18 protein-coding genes are annotated in these 20,828 nt (G+C 69.4%); 7 read left to right on the top strand and 11 right to left on the bottom strand.

Annotated elements, in window-relative coordinates; all coding sequences use genetic code 11:
• Window positions 1–68 precede the first annotated feature (68 nt).
• The 9 genes from ABGB19_RS21920 to ABGB19_RS21960 form a co-directional block, all read right to left on the bottom strand.
• Window positions 69–1,688, bottom strand: coding sequence for an alpha/beta hydrolase (locus ABGB19_RS21920; protein WP_347688102.1), 1,620 nt, complete (start codon window positions 1,686–1,688; stop codon window positions 69–71).
• A gap of 42 nt (window positions 1,689–1,730) precedes the next feature.
• A complete protein-coding gene (locus ABGB19_RS21925) occupies window positions 1,731–3,968 on the bottom strand; it encodes a molybdopterin-dependent oxidoreductase (RefSeq protein WP_347688103.1) in 2,238 nt (745 codons plus the stop codon).
• A gap of 41 nt (window positions 3,969–4,009) precedes the next feature.
• Complete coding sequence (locus ABGB19_RS21930) at window positions 4,010–5,095, bottom strand: ATP-binding cassette domain-containing protein (protein WP_347688104.1); 1,086 nt, start codon at window positions 5,093–5,095, stop codon at window positions 4,010–4,012.
• Between the two features lie 255 nt (window positions 5,096–5,350).
• Entirely contained in the window at window positions 5,351–5,746 is a 396-nt protein-coding gene (rplL, locus tag ABGB19_RS21935; protein WP_238889256.1) for a 50S ribosomal protein L7/L12, read from the bottom strand.
• Window positions 5,747–5,833: 87 nt separating this feature from the next.
• On the bottom strand, window positions 5,834–6,361 hold the full coding sequence (gene rplJ, locus ABGB19_RS21940; protein WP_347688105.1) for a 50S ribosomal protein L10: 528 nt from the start codon (window positions 6,359–6,361) through the stop codon (window positions 5,834–5,836).
• Window positions 6,362–6,626: 265 nt separating this feature from the next.
• Window positions 6,627–7,529, bottom strand: coding sequence for an ROK family protein (locus ABGB19_RS21945; RefSeq protein WP_347688106.1), 903 nt, complete (start codon window positions 7,527–7,529; stop codon window positions 6,627–6,629).
• Window positions 7,529–8,077: a malonyl CoA-ACP transacylase gene (locus ABGB19_RS21950; RefSeq protein WP_347688107.1), complete on the bottom strand. Its 549-nt coding sequence runs from the start codon at window positions 8,075–8,077 to the stop codon at window positions 7,529–7,531. The genes ABGB19_RS21945 and ABGB19_RS21950 overlap by 1 nt, the downstream gene beginning before the upstream one ends.
• A complete protein-coding gene (locus tag ABGB19_RS21955) occupies window positions 8,074–12,225 on the bottom strand; it encodes an NEW3 domain-containing protein (protein ID WP_347688108.1) in 4,152 nt (1,383 codons plus the stop codon). The genes ABGB19_RS21950 and ABGB19_RS21955 overlap by 4 nt, the downstream gene beginning before the upstream one ends.
• A gap of 74 nt (window positions 12,226–12,299) precedes the next feature.
• Window positions 12,300–13,067, bottom strand: coding sequence for an endonuclease/exonuclease/phosphatase family protein (locus tag ABGB19_RS21960; protein WP_347688109.1), 768 nt, complete (start codon window positions 13,065–13,067; stop codon window positions 12,300–12,302).
• A 44-nt stretch (window positions 13,068–13,111) separates the two neighbouring features.
• On the opposite strand from ABGB19_RS21960, the gene ABGB19_RS21965 reads away from it, so the two are divergent.
• Window positions 13,112–13,663: a nucleotidyltransferase gene (locus ABGB19_RS21965; RefSeq protein ID WP_347688110.1), complete on the top strand. Its 552-nt coding sequence runs from the start codon at window positions 13,112–13,114 to the stop codon at window positions 13,661–13,663.
• On the opposite strand, the gene ABGB19_RS21970 is transcribed toward ABGB19_RS21965, so the two are convergent.
• A complete protein-coding gene (locus ABGB19_RS21970; protein ID WP_347688111.1) occupies window positions 13,653–14,606 on the bottom strand; it encodes a YafY family protein in 954 nt (317 codons plus the stop codon). The two genes, ABGB19_RS21965 and ABGB19_RS21970, sit on opposite strands and share 11 nt — an antisense overlap.
• A 61-nt stretch (window positions 14,607–14,667) precedes the next feature.
• On the opposite strand from ABGB19_RS21970, the gene ABGB19_RS21975 reads away from it, so the two are divergent.
• From ABGB19_RS21975 to ABGB19_RS21985, 3 genes are read left to right on the top strand one after another with little or no spacing between them, the layout of a single operon-like run.
• A complete protein-coding gene (locus ABGB19_RS21975; protein ID WP_347688112.1) occupies window positions 14,668–15,195 on the top strand; it encodes a DinB family protein in 528 nt (175 codons plus the stop codon).
• Between the two features lie 2 nt (window positions 15,196–15,197).
• Window positions 15,198–15,800, top strand: a complete 603-nt coding sequence (locus ABGB19_RS21980) for a DinB family protein (protein ID WP_347688113.1) — start codon at window positions 15,198–15,200, stop codon at window positions 15,798–15,800.
• Window positions 15,801–15,818: 18 nt separating this feature from the next.
• Entirely contained in the window at window positions 15,819–16,736 is a 918-nt protein-coding gene (locus tag ABGB19_RS21985; protein ID WP_347688114.1) for an alpha/beta fold hydrolase, read from the top strand.
• Here the strand turns inward: ABGB19_RS21985 and ABGB19_RS21990 are convergent.
• A complete protein-coding gene (locus ABGB19_RS21990; RefSeq protein ID WP_347688115.1) occupies window positions 16,733–17,329 on the bottom strand; it encodes a TetR/AcrR family transcriptional regulator in 597 nt (198 codons plus the stop codon). The two genes, ABGB19_RS21985 and ABGB19_RS21990, sit on opposite strands and share 4 nt — an antisense overlap.
• Before the next feature lie 79 nt (window positions 17,330–17,408).
• On the opposite strand from ABGB19_RS21990, the gene ABGB19_RS21995 reads away from it, so the two are divergent.
• From ABGB19_RS21995 to ABGB19_RS22005, 3 genes are all read left to right on the top strand, one after another.
• Window positions 17,409–18,407, top strand: coding sequence for an oxygenase MpaB family protein (locus tag ABGB19_RS21995; RefSeq protein ID WP_347688116.1), 999 nt, complete (start codon window positions 17,409–17,411; stop codon window positions 18,405–18,407).
• Window positions 18,408–18,475: 68 nt separating this feature from the next.
• Window positions 18,476–19,864, top strand: a complete 1,389-nt coding sequence (locus tag ABGB19_RS22000) for an AarF/ABC1/UbiB kinase family protein (protein ID WP_347688117.1) — start codon at window positions 18,476–18,478, stop codon at window positions 19,862–19,864.
• A 1-nt stretch (window position 19,865) separates the two neighbouring features.
• The gene (locus ABGB19_RS22005) at window positions 19,866–20,771 is read left to right on the top strand and encodes an alpha/beta hydrolase (protein ID WP_347688239.1); all 906 of its coding nucleotides are present in this window, start codon (window positions 19,866–19,868) and stop codon (window positions 20,769–20,771) included.
• Window positions 20,772–20,828 lie beyond the last annotated feature (57 nt).

Below are 20,828 nucleotides of genomic sequence, written 5' to 3' on the forward strand. Positions count from 1 at the left end.
CTCCTGTTCGGCGACGCTCGAAGATTACGTGCGTTGTGAACGATGCGAGGCGTTTCGGCCGCCGAACGTCACACCGCGGCGGCCAACACGGCGGGGCTGATCGCGGGAAGCACGATCGCCGACGCGACGCCCGAACCCGTCGGAATGGTGATCGTCGACCCGGGCGCACCGTAGAGGCCCATGCTCTGCGTCCCGGTGAACATGTCGTCGACCCAGCCCGCGGCCAGCGTCTGCACCGCCTCGACGTTGCGCGCCTTCGAGAAGCCGGTGGCCACATAGACCGCGAATTGGATCAACGGGTTGCCGCCCTGCACCGAGTCCGAGTGCAAACCCTGGACGACCTGCACACCGGTGAACTGGCCTGGCCGCGCCGCAACCAGCTGGCCGTTGGCGAAGCCGTTGCGGTTCCACGAATACGGTTCCGCCGCAAGGTTGTACACGGGGATGTCGGCAGGCAGTCGACTCAGCGTGTCGGGAATCTCGTCACCGGATGGCACGCCGTCGAGCATCAGCACCCCGGCCAGCTTGCCCACGGTGCCGTTGTCGATCATGAAACCCGCGGTCTCGACGGCCAGCCCGCCGCCGGCCGAATGACCCACCAAGACGACGCGCTGCGGTAGCTCGCCCCGGTAACCGGCGCGGCGCGCACTGGCCGCGAGCGCGGGGTTGTCGTCACGGAACAGGTCCGCGATGGCCCGGCGCATCGGGTCCCCGTTCAGCGCACACCCGTCGCAGGGCAGCGGGTTGGACGTGATCGACGTGGCGACGACGATGCTGTTGGTCCGCTCCGCGAGGTTGGCGGCCGTGTAGCTGTACCAGGCGCCGCTGCCCAGGAAGCCGTGCTGCAGGTAGATCAGGCGCTCCGGTGGCTCCTCGGCCGCACCGGCCGGGATGTACCAGTCCGCGGGCACGGTGTAGCCGTCGCCGCAGTCGATGTACAGCGACGTGCTGCGCACGGTGACCGTGCTGCCCGGCGGGAGCTTCGGCGGCCCACTCAGCACCCGCGCCGCCAAGGTGTACACGTTGAAGATCAGCGTGCTGACCGCGCTGATCAGCGACGACAGCGGCGAAACGGCGGCGGTCGGGGCAAGGGCCGCGCGCGCCACCACCGGTGTCGACGTGAACGACGTCTCGGCGACCGGCAACGCGTCGGCCACGACGTCGGCGCCTGCCGCTTCGATGTCGACCAGCACGGGTTCGTCGCGTGGTGCGCTGGGTGCGGTTGCCGCGGACTCGGCGAGGGGTTCCGCGTCGGCCCGCGCGTCGGTGGACACCGCGACGCGACTGTTCGCAAGCCGCGATTCCGGCGCGCTGAACGGGGTCTGGTCGTCGGCGGGCCCGCTCGGGTCGGACGACCGGCTGGGCTCGGCCGGCGGGGCGGTGATCTCGGCCGCCGGTTCCGTCGGCTCCTCGGCTTCGGCGGGCTCTTCCTGCGGCTCGGTCGACGGAGTGTCTTCGAGACCCTCGGCCGGATCGTCGCCGGCCTCGCCGGCGTCGGGCTCACCCGCCGACGGATCGGCTGCCGGCGTCTCGCCGTCGCCGGAATCCGTTGATGACTCCGCCGAGGACGCGCTCTGGCCCGACGCGGAGTCGTCGTCGGCCGCTGCGACGCCCGCCCCGGCGAGCATCGCCGCCGTCAGACCGGCCGTCACGACGCCGGCGCTCAGCCACCTCAGGGTCTCGCTCATGATTTAGAACCTATTGCGCAGACGTCAATTATCAGCGGCTTGTCACTGAACCGTCACAGATTCGGCCCGCGAAACCCGCGTGACCCGCACGGGTACCCCCGTCAGCCGAGCCATTCCGGCGAGGCTCTCGATGTCGGCCGGGTCGCTCGACATGAGCCGGTTGACGTTGGCGCCGCCGGCGCTGTTGGCCACCCGCCACCCAGCGGTCCCCTTGTGCCCCCAACCGTGCGGGACGGCGACCACACCGGCGACGATGTCCTTGGTGAGGACCACCGGCAACTCGATCTCGCCATGCGGCGACGCGATCCGCACGGTGTCGCCGTCGACGATGTCGGCCGCCGCCGCGTCGTCGACGTGCATCCGGGCCTGCTGCACCCGCTCCCCGCGCATCAGCAGCGGCGAGTTGTGCAGCCACGAGTTCTCCGAGCGCGCCTCGCGCATGCCGATCAACCGCATCGGGTAGCCGTCCGGCGCCCGTCTGCGCGCCAGCTTGTCGACCTCGGCGACGATCTCGTCATGCCGCAACCGCACCCGGCCGCCGCGGTACACGACGGTGTCGCGCAGCACGCCGTCGCGCAGGTTGCGCGCCAGCACCGCGCCGTGCGGATGGTCGGCGGTCAGCTTCGCGAAGCTCAACCCGCGGCGCAGGCCGAACCGGTCGCCACCCTCGCCGAGCCGGATCACCGCGTCGACGAGCAGCCGCGGGCTCAACCGAACACCGAACGCCCCCAACAGTTTGCGCAACCCGGTCAATCCCGCGAAGCCCGGCGAGCGGCGCCACAGCCTGCGCGTCAGGTCGTCGATGATCTCCCACTCCGCGCGGGCCTGCCCGACCGGCGCGATGACCGCCTCGGTGGCCTGCCGGAACGGCGTGGGCTGCAGGGTCTGGAACGGCAGCGGGAAGTCGTCGCGCTCGTACATCGTCGTCGCGGGCAGCACGTAGTCACAGTGCGCGAGCGTCTCGTTGAGATAGATGTCGATGCCGACCATCAACTCGAGGCTGTCGAGGGCGGCCTCTAGTTCATCGCCGTTGGGCACCGACAGCACCGGGTTGCCCGCCCCGACGAACAGCGCCTTGACCTGACCCGGGCCCGGCGTGGTGATCTCCTTGGCCATCACCCCCGCGGGTTCACTCGCCAGCACCGACGGGAAGCCGCCGATCCGTGAGCGCCTGCGGGTGTAGAGGGTGCGCAGCAACGCGCCACCCACCGCGTTCAGCCACCGCTCCCCCGGCAGTCCGAAGCGGCCGAACATGCTGCCGCCGGGGACGTCCAGGTTGCCGGCCACCAGGTTGACCGCGTCGAGCAGATACGTTGTCAGCGTTCCGTTTTCGCCGATGCTGGTGCCGACGCGCCCATACACCGCGGCGCGTTCGGTGCGCACCAGGTCGCGGGCCAGCGACCGCACGGTGCCCGGGTCGATCCCGGTGTGCTCTGCCGTCGACTCCGGACTGAAGCGCCGGGCGATCCGCTCCAACCAGACTGCGCCGTCGGCTTGGCGCGCCAGGCGCCCGCGGTCGACGAGGTTCTCACCGAACATCACGTGCAGAAGCGACAGCAGCAGGAAGGCGTCGCCGTCGGGGACGATGCCGAGCCACTCGAACTGGGCCGCGGTCTCCGTCCTGCGCGGATCGACCACCAGCACGCGACCGCCCCGCTTGACGATGTCGTGCATGCGGTCCTTGATCCGCGGCACCGTCAGCACGCTGCCGTGCGAGACGACCGGGTTCGCGCCGATGACGACAAGCAGATCGGTGCGCAAGACGTCGGGCACCGGCAACGCCAGCGGCGTGCCGTAGAGCAGCTGGCTGGCGACGAAGCGGTTGTTGACGTCCTGCGACCCGGCGGTGAACACGTGCAGTCGCGGGCCGAACCCGAGCATCAACGTGGTCAGGCTCAGCGTGTGCGAGTAGCTGAACGCGCCCGGGTTGCCGTAGTACCAGCCCAGCGCGCCGGACCCGTGCATGCGGTGAATCGCCGAGACCCGTCCGGCGATGTCGGCCATCGCCTCGTCCCAGCCGACCGGTTCGAATGCTGCGGCGGATGAGCCGCGTGCGCGAAGACCATCGGCACCGACGCGGCGGCGCAGCGGGGTGGTGATGCGGTCGGGGTCGTTGACGACCTCGGTGAACGCGATGCCCTTCTGACAGGCGAACCCCGACGACAGCGGGTGGTCCTTGTCAGGACGCAGTGCGGTGAGCCGGCCGTCCTCGACGGTCGCGATCATGCCGCACAGCGGCTCGCAGATCCGGCAGAACGTCGGCTTGTGCTCTTGCGTCATCTCTCTTCGCGCAAGCGCTCATCGACGTTCATCCAGGCGGCCTACTGCTGGGCGCGGGGAATGGCGCCGGTCGGGGCGTCATCCTCGACGGTGCGGTGCCGAGCGGTCGCGTCGTCGGCGCTGGCGAACGGCGACGCCTGGTACTTGTGCGTGCCCTCGAGGTCGTCGCGGATGGCTTCCTGCGCGGCCGGCGGCAGAGTATGCATGATCTCGCGCACGCGGGCCTGGCGACGATGGACGGCTTGGCGCTCCGGCATGCCGGGCGTCGCCTGGATCTGCGGCGGCACGCCTTCGATCTCCTCGACACCGCCGTCGTGGTGGCCGGCGTCGAACATGGCCTGCTCTTCGGCCATCGTCGACTCGTCCTTCTCCTCCGACATGCCGATCGGGCCGATACGGCGACCGTTGAGGAACTGCCGGACCACCGGCTCGTCGCTGGTGAGCAGCACCTCGCGCGGACCGAACATCACCAGGTGCTTGCGGAACAACATGCCCATGTTGTCCGGCACGGTGCGGGCGATGTTGATGTTGTGCGTCACGATCAGAATCGTGCAGTCGATCTGCGCGTTGATGTCGATCAGCAACTGGCTCAAGTAGGCCGTACGGACCGGGTCCAGACCGGAGTCGGGCTCGTCGCAGAGGATGATCTGCGGGTCGAGCACCAACGAGCGGGCCAGACCGGCGCGCTTGCGCATACCGCCGGAGATCTCGCCGGGGAACTTGTTCTCGTCGCCGGCCAGACCGACCAGCTCGAGCTTCTCCATGACGACGTTGCGGATCTCGCTTTCCTTCTTCTTGGTGTGCTCACGCAAGGGGAAAGCGGTGTTGTCGTACAGGCTCATCGAGCCGAACAGCGCGCCGTCCTGGAACATCACCCCGAACAGCGTGCGGATCTCGTAGAGCTCCTTAGAGGAACACTGGATGACGTCGGTGCCGTCGACGATGATCTTGCCGCGCTCCGGGCGCAGCAGGCCGATCAGCGACTTCAGGAACACGGACTTGCCCGTACCGGACGGGCCGAGCAGAACGCTCACCTCGCCGGGGGGCAGGTCGAAGGTGACGTCTTCCCAGATTCGCTGGGGGCCGAAGGACTTGGTCAGTCCCTCAACCTGAATACCAATGCCCACGCGAGATCCTTCCGCCAGAATTCATCTCGCCACACGCCCTCCCGCTTGTGGCTTGAGTCACTGTAGCCTACGCCCCCGGCCCTGCACCGGGGTGCGGTCAGATTGTGACCGACCCGGCAGACGACTGTGGGGCCGGTCCGTTTGCTGGACCAGCCCCACAGTGCGGTTTTGTCGGCTCAGCCGACGTGCGGTTTTGTCGGCTCAGCCGACGTGCGGTTTTGTCGGCTCAGCCGACGTGCGTTTCCGTCTGGCGAGCTACTTGACGGAAACCGACGCGCCCGCGGCCTCGAGCTTGGCCTTGGCGTCGTCGGCGGCGGCCTTATCGACCTTCTCCAGCAGCGGCTTGGGCGCGCTGTCGACGAGGTCCTTGGCCTCCTTGAGGCCCAGGCCGGAGACGATCTCGCGGACGACCTTGATGACGCCGATCTTCTTGTCGCCGGCACCCTCGAGGATGACGTCGAACTCCGACTGCTCCTCGGCGGCCTCGGCAGGCGCACCGCCGGCGGCGGCGCCCGGAGCGGCCGCGACGGCGACCGGCGCGGCGGCGGTGACCTCGAAGGTCTCCTCGAACTTCTTGACGAACTCTGAGAGCTCCAACAGCGTCAGTTCCTTGAACGCGTCGAGCAGCTCGTCGGTGGACAGCTTGGCCATGATTGGTCCTTTCTGATTCTTCTTCGTAAGGCGGTTTGTGCACATCTAGCGGCGGTCAGCGCCGGTGCGGGTGCACAAATCGGGGGATCAAGCGGCTTCTTCGCCGGCCTTCTTCTCTTGCAGAGCGGCGGCCAGCCGCGCGACCTGCGACGCCGGAGCGTTGAACAGACCCGCGGCCTTGGCCAGATTGCCCTTCATCGCGCCGGCCAGCTTGGCCAGCAGCACCTCGCGCGACTCCAGGTCGGCGATGCGCTCGACCTCAGAGACGGTCAGCGCGCGACCGTCCATGTAGCCGCCCTTAATGACGAGCGCCTTGTTGTCCTTGGCGAACTTCTTGATCGCCTTGGCGGCGTCGACGGCCTCGCCCTGGACGAACGCGATCGCGGTGGGGCCGACGAACAGCTCGTCGAGTCCCTCGATGCCCGCCTCCGCCGCGGCACGCTTGACCAGCGTGTTCTTGGCGACTGTGTAGGTGGCGGAATCACCGAGCGAGCGGCGCAGGTCCTTGAGGTTGGCCACCGTCAGCCCGCGGTACTCGGTGACCAGCGTCGCCGAAGCCTCCTTGAACTGCTCGGCGATGTCGGCAACCGCGGTGGCCTTGTCAGCCTTGGCCATGCATGCCTCCTCGTGGATGGGACCATCGGACCGAGAAAGGGATGGGGTGCCCGGAAAACGACGAACGCCCCGACGCAGACAGGTCGGGGCGCACAGTTCAGCGTTAGCCTCGTCCTCCTGCGTGGGCCGCCCGGGTGGTCCGGGACCTTCAACCGATTGCTCGGTGACCGACGGTCTTCGGTGGAACGCCGCCAAGAATAGCCGACCGCCCCGCGATCAGCCAAAACGCACCAGCTCTTCTCCGCGAGCAGACGCAACAGCAGGCTTACGTCTGCTCGCGCAGCAACGCTGCCGCGCCGACGAGTCCCGCATCGCCGCCGAGTTCGGCAGGCAACACCTGCACACCGCGGATGAAGTCGAGCCCGGCATACGACGCCAGCTTCTCGCGAACCGGGTCGAACAGCAGTGCGCCGGCCTTTGCCACGCCTCCGCCGATGACGACGCGGTCCAGATCGCAAACCGCCGCCACCGAGGCGATCATCGCCGCCACCGCGGTGGCGCCGCGCTCAAACGCCCGCAGCGCGATCGCGTCGCCGGCGGCGGCCGCGTCGGCCAGTTCCCTGGCATCCGCCCCGGACCACCCTTGAGTGCGTGCCCACTGCGTCATGCGCGGGCCGGACGCGATGGTCTCGACGCAGCCATGTCCGCCGCAGGTGCACAACGAGCCGTCCGGGTCGACGACGACGTGGCCGACGTGTCCGGCGTTACCGGTCCGACCGTCGTACGGCGCGCCGTCGAGCACCAACCCGCCGCCGACCCCGGTGGACACCACCATGCCGAGCAGGAACTGCGCGCCGCGGCCCGCACCCCGCCAGCGCTCTCCCAGCGCCATGCACAACCCGTCACCGGCCAGCCGCACCGGGGCACCGACGGCGAACGACACGCGTTCGACGATCGGAAAGTGCTGCCACTCGGCGATGTTGATCGGGCTGACGGTACCGGCGGGCAGGTCAATCGGCCCTGCCGACGCAATACCGACGCCGCGCACACGACCCCCGGCGGTCGCCAGCGCCTCGGTGACCAACGAATCGACCACCGCCCAAACCGATTCGGCGTCCCCGTCGGGCGTCGGCAGCTTGGCGTGGTGCACCAGCGTGCCGTCGTCGTCGACGAGTCCCGCGGCGATCTTCGTCCCGCCGATGTCGATCGCGAGCGTCGGGTCAGCCATCAGTGACGGTGCGTGTTGTCGGGTTGACGGGGGTCGCCGGGATGCTCGTACCCCGGCGCAAGCTGGACGACGGCGGCACACCGCGCGTCCAGCCACAGCCGGAAGGCCCGCCGTCGCGCCGCCGCGCGCAGATGAACCGCAACGTCCGCGTCGGCCGTGTAGCGCAACGGGTTTCGCTCGCGGTACGACGCGACCTGGGCCTCCGTCACGTCGATGTCCGCGGTCACGTCGGCGAACAGCGCCCGAGCCAGCGGATCGGCCAGCACCGACGACGCCACGCTGCCGATCTCCAACCGAACTGTGTTGTCCGGCAACAGTGACGCCTCCGAGGGCGCGCCGTCCGCGGTCAGACCCCGCAACGATGCCTCCGCGGCCGCCACCCGCTCGGCGACGAGAAGCTGGGTGAGCCAACGGCGCAACTGGCGCCCCTCGCTGGTCCCGGGCCGCGGCAGCGAGGACGCGATCCGCGACGCGCGCAACGCCGCCTCGCGGGCGTCGACCTCCTCGACCGTCACCGGCACGCCGTCCACCGACGCCGCGACGCTCATCGCACCGTCACCTTCACCGCGGGGGAATACACCAGATGTCCTGCGGCGGCCAGCCGGATCAGGGCCCACCATTCGCCGCGCTGCGCCCACCGAGGCGGCGCCACGTCGAAGCCGATCTGAGCGGTGCCGCGCGCACTCAGTTCCACGCCCGTCGCCGCGGGCCCCATCCACTCCCAGGTGCCCCACGGGCTGATGAGGTGTGCCTCCACGGCGAGGTCGGCGCACGCGTCGGTGCCCACGGTCACCGCCAGCCGCGCCGTCTCGCCGACCTGGACCTCGACCGGGTCTGGTCCGCTGACCAGTCGCAGCACGCGATCGTCCGCAGATGCGTCCACGGCGACGACGCAGACGTCCTCGACGACCTGACGCCACGCCGCAGGCACGTGGTTGCCGGTCAACGCCAGCTCGGCGCGCACCGGATACAGCCCCGGGGCGACGCCATCCGGCATCGAGAGCCTCACATCGGTGTCCACATACTCGCCGGGCGGCAGCATGAACGACAGCTCGTCCGGGTCGGCGGTCCACCCGTCGGGACACAGCAGCCGCACGCCGCCGTGCAGCACGGCGTCGCTGCAGTCACTGGCCACGGTAAGCCGCACGAGCACAGGCGAATCCGGTGTCGGCGAGATGTGCTGCGGGTGCAGGTGCGCGACGGCAGGCAGCCCGCCGAGCGGAGCGGGGCCGCGGTTGTGCAGCCAGTATCGCGCGTACAGCGGCCCCGCCGCCTCGGCTTCGGGCGCCAGCACCGCATTGTCGGCCTGCAGCACCTGCGGCAGGTTCAGCCGGGTCAGCACCGTGGCGACCTCGTAGCCGTGCAGCGACAGCCCGCCCGGGGCCAGCTCCTGCACACGGGGCTGCTCGAGCAGGTCGACCCGAGCAGCTTCCGATACTCGCCGCAACCCGCAGGTGACCGCGACATCCGTTGTCGCGCCGACACATTCGACGAGACGGATCGCCACACCGTCGGCCGGATCGACCGGCTGGCCGCTGCCGCGGGCCAGCGGGTTGCCCGCGGCCTTCAGCGCACCCAGCGCCACCGACCCGGCCGGCTCGATCTCGAGAAACGACCCCCACGAAGGCAATCCGCCCACGGGCGCATCCCCGTTCGGCACGGCGAGCAAGGGATGGGAGAACTCCGCGCTGCGCGCCGGGACACGGGAGTCGCGCCAGTCACCGCGACCGGAGACCAGCGCGTAGTCGAACACGTGGGTCCAGTGCTGCAACTGGAAGTTCGACCCGTCGGGGGCGGTGCGCCGCGGCGGGTCGATCCACGTGCCCGACGGCCATCCGGTGCACGACCGCATCAGCGACATGTGCAGTGTGCCGTCGCTTTCGACGGCGAACCCCGGTATCCCGCGGTTGAGCAGGGCGACCGTGTGCCCGTCACTGTCTGCCAGGTCGGCCGGCGCCTCCTGGTCGACGAGGATGCGGAAGTCGGCGAGGTCCTCGACCACGTCCGCCATCTGGCTCGCCACGTCACCCGCCACGATCAACACCGGCAGCGTCCGCACGTCGCGCAGATCGGCACCGGGCACCCATGCCTCGGCCAGCGGCGCAGCCGGCGGCACCCACACCCTGGCCCGCCCGGTGGCGTACAACTGCCGCTTGAGCTCGTCGGCATACACCGGGTTTGCGGCCGCGAGAACCGCTGCGGTGAACGGGTTCTCATCCGGCCCGCCCAAGGCGATCCGCAGGTCGGGCAGGTTCGAGTCCACGGCGAGGTCGCCGTAGCGGGGCCTGTCCGCACCGCTGCACGTCGCCGTCACGCCGGCGCGCACCAGCGCGACCATCAGCGGCCGCGCGAGCGGCGACTGCGCTTCGGCCGGTGCCACCACCTCGGCGACCGACACACCGCGGTCCCTGCCGTTGACGCACACCCGCGCCGTCTGCGACAACCCGAACCATCCGAACGCCGGGTTGTCCAGCGTCCACGGCTGTTTCGCCGAGTCGACGGCCTCGGAGGATCCGCGCGAGTGCAGCAGCCCGAAGCCGCGGCCGATCACCGCGTCACCGACCTCGCTTACCGGCAACGCGCCAGGCACCGGACACGACCAGCGCAGCCGCACCAGCCGGTCGGCGCCATCGAATTCGTCGATGACAGTACGGCATTCGACGCGGTCCACCCCCCGCCACAGCGTCAGGGTCTGCGTGTACCGCAGCACACCGTCGATGCGGCCGTCGACGACCAGCCGCTCCCCCAGCGGCCCCCGGTACGCCTGCACGGACGCCTCTGCAGACGCCGACGACACCACCGGCCCCTTCGGCAGCAGATGCCACGGCCCCTCACCGGCTTGCGGGTGCACCGCATACTCGTCGTAGACGGCCAGCTCGTTGCCGAGGCCACCGGACCAGCCGCCGTCCACCTCACGCACCGATGTCACCGCGCCGCCACGCGCGGCGTCGACCGTCACCGCGTAGAACTCGTTGGAGATCTCGGCGCCGTCGACCGCGACCCAGCTCTCGGCACTGTCGGCGGGAAGCAACCGGTAGGACTTCCACCCCAGCGAGGGCACGTCACGCGCCAGCCACGTGACCGTGCGTCCGCCGTCGCTGACGTGAACCGGCTGCGGGTCACCGTCCGGGTCCAGGACGCGCACCCCCGGGCCAAGCGGCTCGTCAAGATGAACCGTGACGACGTCAGACCGATTGTGCGCCAATGTGTTCCACACCACGACGGAATCGTCGACCGCCCCCGACAGCAGTGCCAACGCGTTGTCCCGCGCCGCCGTGCCCAGTTCCCACGCCTCGCGCCACCCGGTCAGCAGATCCAGGTACACCTGGTCGGATTCAGAGCCGGTGATCGCGTCGTGGTGCGCGCCGTAGACCAGCTGCACCCACGCTTTGGCCAGTGCCGCTTGCGGATACGTCGCACCGCAGAGCAGACCGGCGAACACCGAGAACTTCTCCGCATCGAGCACCGCGGCTTCCGCGGCCCGGTTCGCCTGCTTGGTGTCGATGTAGGAGACGTCCTTGCCTGTGTAGATCGGGTTCATGTCGCGGGTCTGCGGCGACGCGTCGACACCCCGCTCGGCGAGCTCCGCACGCACCGCCGCGAAGAACTCCTTCGGCAGTGCGCACACGAACCGCGGCCACGTATACCGCGAGTTCCAGGAGCGGTGGATCTCGGTGACCCACTTGTTCGGCGGCGTGTAGTCCGTCCCGACGGGCAGCAGCACGTTGCGCGTGAGCGCCACCTTCTTCAGCGACGTGAACAGCTGGTAGGTCTCGGCTTCGGCGTCGGAAAGCGTGGCCGCCGAGTCCATCCACCAGCCGGCCGCATAGTGGGCGGGCATGTAGTGCGTCAAGAGTCCACGACCGGATGGTGCGATCCACTCGAACTCGCTGCTGAACTGCATCCGCTCCGGATCGCCGCCGCCGGCCATCGGGCCCCATTGGTGGTGCGGCCCGCGCGCCCACGAGCTCGACGTCAACCCGGCGTCGGCGGCCAGACCGGGAAACTGTGGGTCGTGGCCGAACGCGTCGAGCTGCCACGCCGTCGCCGGTGAGGCGCCCAGAACGGAGCGCTGAAAACCACTGCCGTACACGAAGTTCCGGATCGTCGTCTCGGGGCTGGTGAGGTTGGTGTTCGGCTCGTTGTAGGCGCCGCCCATCACCTCGACGCGCCCCTCGGCGAGGAGGCGACGCAGGTCGGCGCGTTCCTCGGGATGGGTGTCCCAGAACGGCTTGAGGTAGTCGACCTCGGCGAGCACGAACTTGTATTCGGGTTCGCGGCGGGCCATTTCGAGGTGGGCGCGCACCAGGTCGAACGAGTTGCTCTGCCTGCACCGCCCCGGCGGGTCCTCGGTCCACACGCTCGTATAGGCGCCCTGCGTGTTCCACCAGACCGGGTCGTAGTGGAAGTGGCTGATCATGTACATCGTCCAGCCGGGCTCGGCGACGGTGAACACGAACGCTACGATGGCGTCACCCGCCGCGACGCGGGCCCGGCGCTGCTCGCCGACGACCGGATCGCGCACCGTCACGGGCACCTCGAGGACACCCTCCGAAGCGGCCCGCGCGTGCCCCGACAGTCCGTCGCCCTCGATTCGCACCTCGCCCGCGCCGGAGCAGGCGACGCGGACGATCTGACGCGGCGCATCCGGGGGCCCGACGAACAGATCCGTCGACTCCGCCGAGATGACCTGCACGCCCGAAACCCTACGGCGTCCGACCGATCGTCACACGAAGTTGGGAACCGTTGCGGCGGCGGTTCTCCACGGCCCTACGCCCGGTAGACGTCGACGACCAGCGCGCGGTGGTCCGAGATCGACAGGGTCGGCGCGCAGCTGCGCTCGACGCGCAGTCCCGGGTCGTCGGTGACGATGTGGTCGAGCTGGCGGTCGGGTTCGTGGGCCGGAAAGGTCAGCGCCGTCGCCAGCGGCCGCAGCCGCGACCAGCGCAGGACCGTCGGCGGAACCATGTTCAGGTCACCCATCAGCACCCGCGACGACGGGAACCCCCGCATATCGCGGATCAGCCGCCGCAGTTGCACGCGATTCCACCCCGGCACGAACGACAGATGGGTGTTCGCGACCGTCAGCGGACCCAGCGGCGTGTTCAGCCGGCCGACCATCGCGGCCCGGGGCTCCTCGTGGACGATCTGCACGCGGCTGGGCCCGGGCAGGTACATCGGGAACCTCGTCGGGATCCGCGGCAGCCGCAGCACCTGCCACGACTCTGCGGGATACCGCGACAGCAGCGCGATGCCGTAGGCGGCGGTGCCCGGCTGCTCGCCACCCGTCGCGGCCATCCACGTCGCACCCGGCGTTCCGTTGATCGCGGCCACGAACCGGTGACTCACCGCGCCCATCGCCTCGGCCGCGACGGCGGTCAGATCGGCCATTCCGGAGCGCGGTTGATCGCAGTCGACCTCCTGCAGGGCGAGGATGTCGGCGTCGAGTTGCTTGACCGATTCGACGAGTCGATCCGGATGAACGACGCCGTCGTGAAGACTTCGTCCGTGCAAGATGTTGAAAGTAGCCATCCGCATGGGTACTAGCTACCCACAATCGCCGCCTGCCCATCAGGAGTGACGTGCCCCCGAGGAACGATGATCTGCGCGACGCGCTCAAACGCGCGGCGTCGGCGCTGCGTGCGCAGGGGCCGGACTTCGCACTGGCAGGCAGCTACGCGCTGTGGGTGTTCGGCGGCCCCGAGCCCGTGCACGACGTGGACTTCGTCGTCGCCGAACCCGATACGGAGAAGGCCGCCGCCACCTTGGAGGAAGCCGGCTTCGTAGTCGAGCGCACCCCCGAGGACTGGCTGTTCAAGGCGTGTGTCGGCGACGATTTCGTGATCGACGTGCTGCACCGCCTCAACGGCATCCCGGTCGACAAGGAGACCATTCTGTCCGCCGAGGAGTACGACGTGCTCGCGATCAGGATGCGCGTGCTGTCCCCCACCGAGGTGATGCGGGAAAAGCTGAACTCGCTCAACGAACATCACTGCGACTTCGCCAGTCTGCTGCCCGCCGTTCGCGCAACCCGCGAACAATTTGACTGGAAACGAATCCGCGAGGACACCGCTGACAATCCGTACGCGGCGGCGTTCCTGGTGCTCGCGGACCGTCTGGAGCTCACGTCTTGACCGAGCGCCGCAACCGCGCGGACACCACCGCCACGGCAGAAACCATCTCCGGCGGCGAGAGCACCTCGAAGTCGCAGCCGACGGTGGCGAAGTAGACCACCATGCGTTCCGGGTCGTCGGCACCCGCGGTGACGATGCAGGCGTCGGGCCCGTCCGGCTCGATGCTCACCGATGCCGGCGAGAAGTGTTGCTCGAGAACGCTTTCCGGCGCATGGAAGCGGACGCGTGCGACGTAGCGGTAGGGTGAGCTGCTGATCGACCGCCGGACGTACGTCGCGGCGTCGGGCGCTTCGCGGGCGACGAACGTGCTGCCCATCGCGCGCACGTCGGACATCCGGTCCAGTCGCAGGCTGCGCCAGTCCTGCTTGTCGCGGTCATAGGCCAGCAGATACCAGCGCCGTCCGGTGGTGACCAGTTGGTAGGGCTCGAGCCGCCGCTGCGTGGCGTTGCCGCGGATGTCGACGTAGCCGGCCGAGACGTGCTCGCGGTCACGACAGGCGCGCGCCAGCGTCATCAGCACATCGGGCGCGACGGGCTCGTCGGCGGGCGAGGTCAGCGTGACGGTCGAATCGTGCACCGCCGACACCTGCGAGCGCAGCCGCGACGGCATCACCTGGTCGAGCTTGCTCAACGCCCGCAGTGCCGACTCGCCGACGCCGGCCACCGATCCCCCGGCGGCCAGTCGCAGGCACACGGCCATCGCCACGGCCTCGTCGGGATCGAGCAGCAGCGGCGGCAGCGCCGCCCCGGCGCCCAGCTGGTAGCCCCCACCCTGACCCTTGCTGGCGTGCACGGGATAGCCGAGGTCGCGCAGCCGTTCGACGTCGCGGCGCACGCTGCGGGTGGTCACCCCGAGCCGGTCGGCGAGCCCCTCACCCGTCCACACCCGGCGCGACTGCAGCAACCCGAGCAGCTGCAACACCCGGCTGGTCGTCTCGGCCATGCCTCCACCCTGTCGCACTTATAGGACCGAAACTGTCCTATATGGCTGTCAGGGTAGCGGTATGACCACCACGGATCTGCTGGCCGAACAGCTGGACTACCACTGGACGAACTTCCTGCGCCCACGCCTCGACGGGCTCACCGACGACGAGTACTTCTGGCAACCCGTGCCGAACTGCTGGACGGTGCACCCCGACGGTGCCGTCGACTTCGTCTATCCCGAACCCGACCCGCCGCCGTTCACGACGATCGCCTGGCGGCTCGCGCACGTCATCGTCGGCGTGCTCGCCGTGCGCAACCACCACCACTTCGGCGCACCGGAAGCCGGCTACGAGACGTGGCGCTACGCCACCGACGCCGCGACCGCGCTTGGCCAACTCGACGAGCAGTACCGCACCTGGATCGACGGCGTGCGCGGAATGTCCGACGAGGACCTCGACCGGCCGTGCGGGCCGGCCGAAGGGCCGTACGCTGACTACCCGATGGCCGCCCTCGTTCTGCACATCAACCGCGAGATGATCCACCACGGCGCCGAAATCGCCTGCATCCGCGACCTTTACGCCCACACCACCGATACGAAGGGGAAGTAGCAATGCCGGGAATGCCACCGCCAGCCGCCGACGACCGCCAAAGCCTCCTGGAATTCCTGGCCTTCCAGCAGAACGCGTTCTTCGCGGCGGCCTACGGCCTGACCGACGAGCAGGCCCGTTCCACGCCCTCGGTCAGTTCGCTGTCGATCGGCGGGCTGGTCAAACACGCCGCCGGAGTGCAGAAGGGTTGGGTGCAGCGGGCGGCGTGTGCGCCGGACTTCCCCCCGGCGGACGACCGCCCGATGGCGGAGGTGATGGCCGAGTACGCCGACCAGTACGTGATGCGCGACGACGAGACGCTGGAGCAACTGCTCGCTCAACTCGAGCAGCAGAACGCCGAAGCCCTGCGGGTGTTCGCCGACAAGGACCTCGACACGCCGGTGCCGGTGCCGCGCGACGTGCCGTGGTTCCCGCAGGACCTCGACCACTGGAACGTGCGCTGGGTCGTGCTGCACCTCATCGAGGAGCTGTCCCGTCACGCCGGGCATGCCGACATCATCCGCGAATCTGTCGACGGCGCAACGATGTACGAGCTGATGGCCACCAACGAGGAATGGCCCGAAACGGATTTCATCAAGCGCTGGAAGCCGGCCGCGGCCTCATAGCGGGGTACCGTCGCGGTCATGCGTGTTCGCAGCGGCACCGCGGCCTGCGGGGACGTCGAGTTGTTCTACGAGGACCTCGGCGACCCCGGCGACCCCGAAGCCCCGGCCGTGCTGCTGATCATGGGCGTCGGTGCGCAGCTGCCGATGTGGCCCGACGGGTTCTGCGCGCAGTTGGTCGAGCGCGGCTATCGCGTGATCCGCTTCGACCACCGCGACACCGGGCTGTCGACGAAGATGGACGGCACGCGCGCGCGGGGTTCGGTCTATCCGCGGGTGTTGCGCTACCTGCTGGGGCGCGGCAGCCCGGTGCCGTACACGCTGGTCGACATGGCCGACGACGCGCGCGGCCTGCTCGACCACCTCGGTGTGGAGCGCGCGCATGTCGTCGGTGCGTCGATGGGCGGAATGATCGCGCAGGTGCTGGCGGGCCGCCATCCCGACCGGGTGGCGTCGCTGGGCCTGGTGATGACGAGCGCGGGCACCCCGTTCGCGTCGGTGCCTCGGCTGAAGGTGATCCGGCTCGCATTCGGGGCGCCCGCGAAGGACGCCCCGCTCGAGGAGCGACTGGCACACGAGGTGCGCAACATCGCGATCATCAACGGGCCGAATTTCGTTCCGCCCGTTGACCAGTTGCGGCGTCGGGTGCGGGAGCTGCGGGCCCGCAGCGACTATCCGCAGGGCATGCTGCGCCAGTTCGACGCGATCCTGGGCACCGGGAGCCTGCTGTCCTACACCCGCCGCATCTGCGCGCCGACGGTCGTCGTGCACGGGTCGGAGGACCCGATGGTGCGGCCCCGCAACGGGCGCACCGTCGCGCGGGCGGTCGACGGCGCCCGCTTCGTCGTCGTCGACGGCATGGGCCACGACCTGCCCGAGCCGGTCTGGCGTCCGGTCGTCGAGACGCTGACGGAGAACTTCGCAGCGTCTGCGGTCTAGCGCAACACCTGGCGCACCGCGTGCTCGACGACGGCGTCGAGATCCTCCCCCAGCCGGCCGGCCAGCCACTGCTGCGCGAGCTCGGCCATCGCGCCCGTGTACATCGCCGCACCCACTTGCGCGGCAACGGGATCCGAGTCGGGATGCAGCCGCCAGCCCTCGGTCAGCACGCCCTCGCGCAGCAGGTCCTGCGTCGCCGCCCGCCGGGCCGCGAGCACCGGATTGGACCGCGCGTCGGTGAACAGCACGCGGCCGCGACGCGGATCGGCGGAACTGAAGCCCAGCACCGCGGCGATGCCCGCCCGTGTCCGCGCCCGCAACGACTCCCCGGCCGACGCCATCGCCGCCTCGACCGCCTCCGCGAGCCCGGCGCTGACCCGGTCGTACACCGCGCCCAACAACGCGTCGGTGTCACCGAAGCTCTCGTAGAAGTAGCGGGTGTTCAGCCCGCACGACCGGCACACCGACCGCACCGACACCGCCGCCTCGCCGCCCTCGCCGAACAACTCGAACGCCGCGTCGATCAACTGCGAGCGACGTTCGGCGCGGCGGTCCGTCAGCGGGACGCCGGCCCAGCGGGTGGGGCTCGACATCGTCACAGCCTAAAGCTGGTCACGGGTGTAACCAAACGGTATTCTGGCCACAGCCGTAACCAGAACCGAAAGGGTCGACGTGTTCCTTCCGCACCAGTTCGTCGGGCAGTTCGTCAACCAGCGCTTCGACCAGGACGTCCGCAGCCACTTCTTCAAGGGCATGGAGTTCGCGGCGCCGGTGGGCGACCCGGGCTGGTTCGGGCCGGGCAGCGCCGTCTGGCACGTGCACTCGCACATGCACGCGCTGATCTTCGGTCTGCAGTGCGCGGCGTACATGGAGCGCCTCGACCCGTCGATCTACTGGATGGGCATGCATCACTCGCGACTGGTCAAGCGCGACCCGAAAACGGGGACCGCGATCCCGGTGATCGACCCGAAGGGGGCCTCCGTGCGCCTCGGGCACTCGGTGGCGTTCTTCATCGGGACGGCGTACGGGTCGACGGAAACCGCCGAGCGACTCGCGCAATCCGTGCGCGCCATGCACCACACGATCAAGGGCACCCGCCCCGACGGCGCCCGCTACGACGCCGACGACCCCGACTGGCTGCGCTGGAACTACGCCACGGTGGTGTGGGGCCTGGCCACCGCACACGAGCTGTACCACCCGAACCCGTTGCGCGGCAACAAGATCGACCGCTACTACGGTGAGTTCGTGCGGGTCGGCCACGCCCTGGGCGGCACCGACCTGCCCACCACCAAGGCCGAGACGCTCGAGTGCCTCGAGTCGTATCTGCCGCGGCTGGCCGTCACGCACGGCACCGCGATGTCCACCGGCCCCAACCTGGGAATGCCGCACGCCGCGATCGACTGGGCCATCCGCGACACCATGCCGCGCTGGGCCAAGCAGCTCATCCAGCACAGGGACCCCTCCGCCGTCGAGCGCATCGCCCGGCGCACTGCGGTGTGGAGCATCATCAACGGCCTGCATATCGCTGCCGGGCGGGCGCCCGAGTTCCGCCAGGCCCAGCAGCGGGTCAAGGCCGGCACGAGCGTGCCGCACACCCTGCCGAAGTACCGTCTCGGCGACGACCCGGTTCGCAGCCGCGCCGAGGTCGAGCGCAGTTTCGCCGAGGCCTGACCTCGCCGCACTGTGAGCCGGTCCACACGTTTTAGCAGCCCGAGCGTCGTTTTGAGACACTGGCCGCTATGAGTGCCACGTCAAAGACACAGCACCGCGAGGTGGCCAGGTTGGACCGGGTTCCGCTGCCGATCGAGGCTGCCCGCGTCGGAGCGACGGGTTGGCAGATCACCCGCACCGGCGCTCGGGTCGTCAGCAAGCTCACGTCCAAGGGCTCGTTGCAGCAGAAGATCGTCAGGCAGATCCCGCAGGCCTTCGCCGACCTGGGGCCGACGTACGTCAAGTTCGGCCAGATCATCGCGTCGAGCCCCGGCGCGTTCGGTGAGCCGCTGTCCAAGGAGTTCCGAAGCCTGCTCGATCGGGTGCCGCCGGCCGACCCCAAAGAGGTCCACAAGCTGTTCGTCGAGGATCTCGGCGACGAACCGGCCAACCTGTTCAAGTCCTTCGACGACAGGCCGTTCGCATCGGCCTCGATCGCGCAGGTGCACTACGCGACGCTGCACACCGGCGAGGAGGTCGTCGTCAAGATCCAACGCCCCGGCATCAGAAGGCGCGTCGCCGCCGACCTGCAGATCCTCAAGCGCGGCGCCCGCCTCGTCGAGTTCGCCAAGCTGGGCCAGCGCCTCTCCGCCCAGGACGTCGTCGCCGATTTCGCCGACAACCTCGCCGAGGAACTCGACTTCCGGCTCGAGGCGCAGTCGATGGACGCGTGGGTGGCGCACATGCACGCCTCGCCGCTGGGCCGCAACATCCGGGTGCCGCAGGTCTACTGGGACCTCACCAGCGAGCGCGTCCTGACGATGGAACGCATCCAGGGCACCCGCATCGACGACGTGAAGGCGATCCGCAAGAAGGGCTTCGACGGCACCGAGCTCGTCAAGGCGTTGCTGTTCAGCGTGTTCGAGGGCGGGCTGCGCCACGGCCTGTTCCACGGCGACCTGCACGCGGGCAACCTGTACGTCGACGACGACGGCAAGATCGTGTTCTTCGACTTCGGGATCATGGGCCGCATCGACCCCCGCACGCGATGGCTCTTGAGGGAGCTGGTGTACGCGCTGCTGGTCAAGAAGGACCACGCCGCCGCGGGCAAGATCGTCGTGCTGATGGGCGCCGTCGGCACCATGAAGCCCGAGGCCGAGGCCGCCAAGGACCTGGAGAAGTTCGCCACCCCGTTGACCATGTCGACGCTGGGCGACATGAGCTACGCCGAGATCGGCAAGCAGCTCTCGACGCTGGCCGAGGCCTACGACGTCAAGCTGCCGCGCGAGCTGGTGCTGATCGGCAAGCAGTTCCTCTACGTCGAGCGCTACATGAAGCTGCTCGCACCGAAGTGGCAGATGATGTCCGACCCGCAGCTGACCGGGTACTTCGCCAACTTCATGGTGGAGGTCAGCCGGGAACACAGCGATGCCGACGAGCGCTTGCGCGAGGAGCCGACTAATGGAGTGGAGGTCTGACTTGCAGGTCCGGGAAGGCAAGGCGCCGTCGGGAGACCTGCAGATCCACTTCGAGGACATGGGCGAGGCGGACCATCCGGCCGTCCTGCTCATCATGGGACTCGGCGCGCAACTGCTGTTCTGGCGCGAGGACTTCTGTCGCAGGCTCGTCGACCAGGGCCTGCGGGTGATCCGGTTCGACAACCGCGACGTCGGGCTGTCCAGTCACTTCGACGGCCACCGCACGCAGGGCTCGCGGGTCGGCAACATGGCTCGCTCGCTGCTCGGCCGCAGAAGCCCCGCGGTGTACACCCTCGAGGACATGGCCGACGACGCCGCCGCCCTGCTCGATCACCTGAACATCGACCGCGCGCACGTCGTCGGAGGCTCGATGGGCGGCATGATCGCGCAGATCTTCGCCGCGCGCCACGCGCAGCGCACCCAGACGCTGGCCGTGATCTTCTCGAGCAACAACCGGCCCCTGCTGCCGCCGCCCGGCCCGCAGCAACTGCTGGCCGTCATCACCGGTCCGTCGCCGAACTCGCCGCGCGACGTGATCATCGAGAACTCGGTCCGCGTCAGCAGGATCATCGGCAGCCCGGCCTATCCGGCGCCCGAGGAGCGGCTGCGCGCCGACGCGATCGCCTATTACGAGCGGGCGTACAACCCCCACGGCATCGCGCGGCAGTTCAACGCGATCACCGGCAGCGGCAGCCTGCTCGAGTACAACCGGCAGACCACCGCCCCGACGGTCGTCATCCACGGCAAGGCCGACAAGCTGATGCGGCCGTCCGGCGGCAAGGCGATCGCCAAGGCCATCCCGAATGCACGGCTCGTGTTGTTCGACGGCATGGGCCACGAGCTGCCCGAACCGCTGTGGGACGACATCGTCGGCGAGCTCAAGTCGAACTTCGCCGCCACGGTTTAGTCACATTTTCGATTCGTTCGCCGTGGCAACGGACGCGTAGAGTCCGCTGTCGAGTGC

The sequence above is a fragment of the Mycobacterium sp. B14F4 genome (genome assembly GCF_039871645.1).
Lineage (GTDB): Bacteria > Actinomycetota > Actinomycetes > Mycobacteriales > Mycobacteriaceae > Mycobacterium.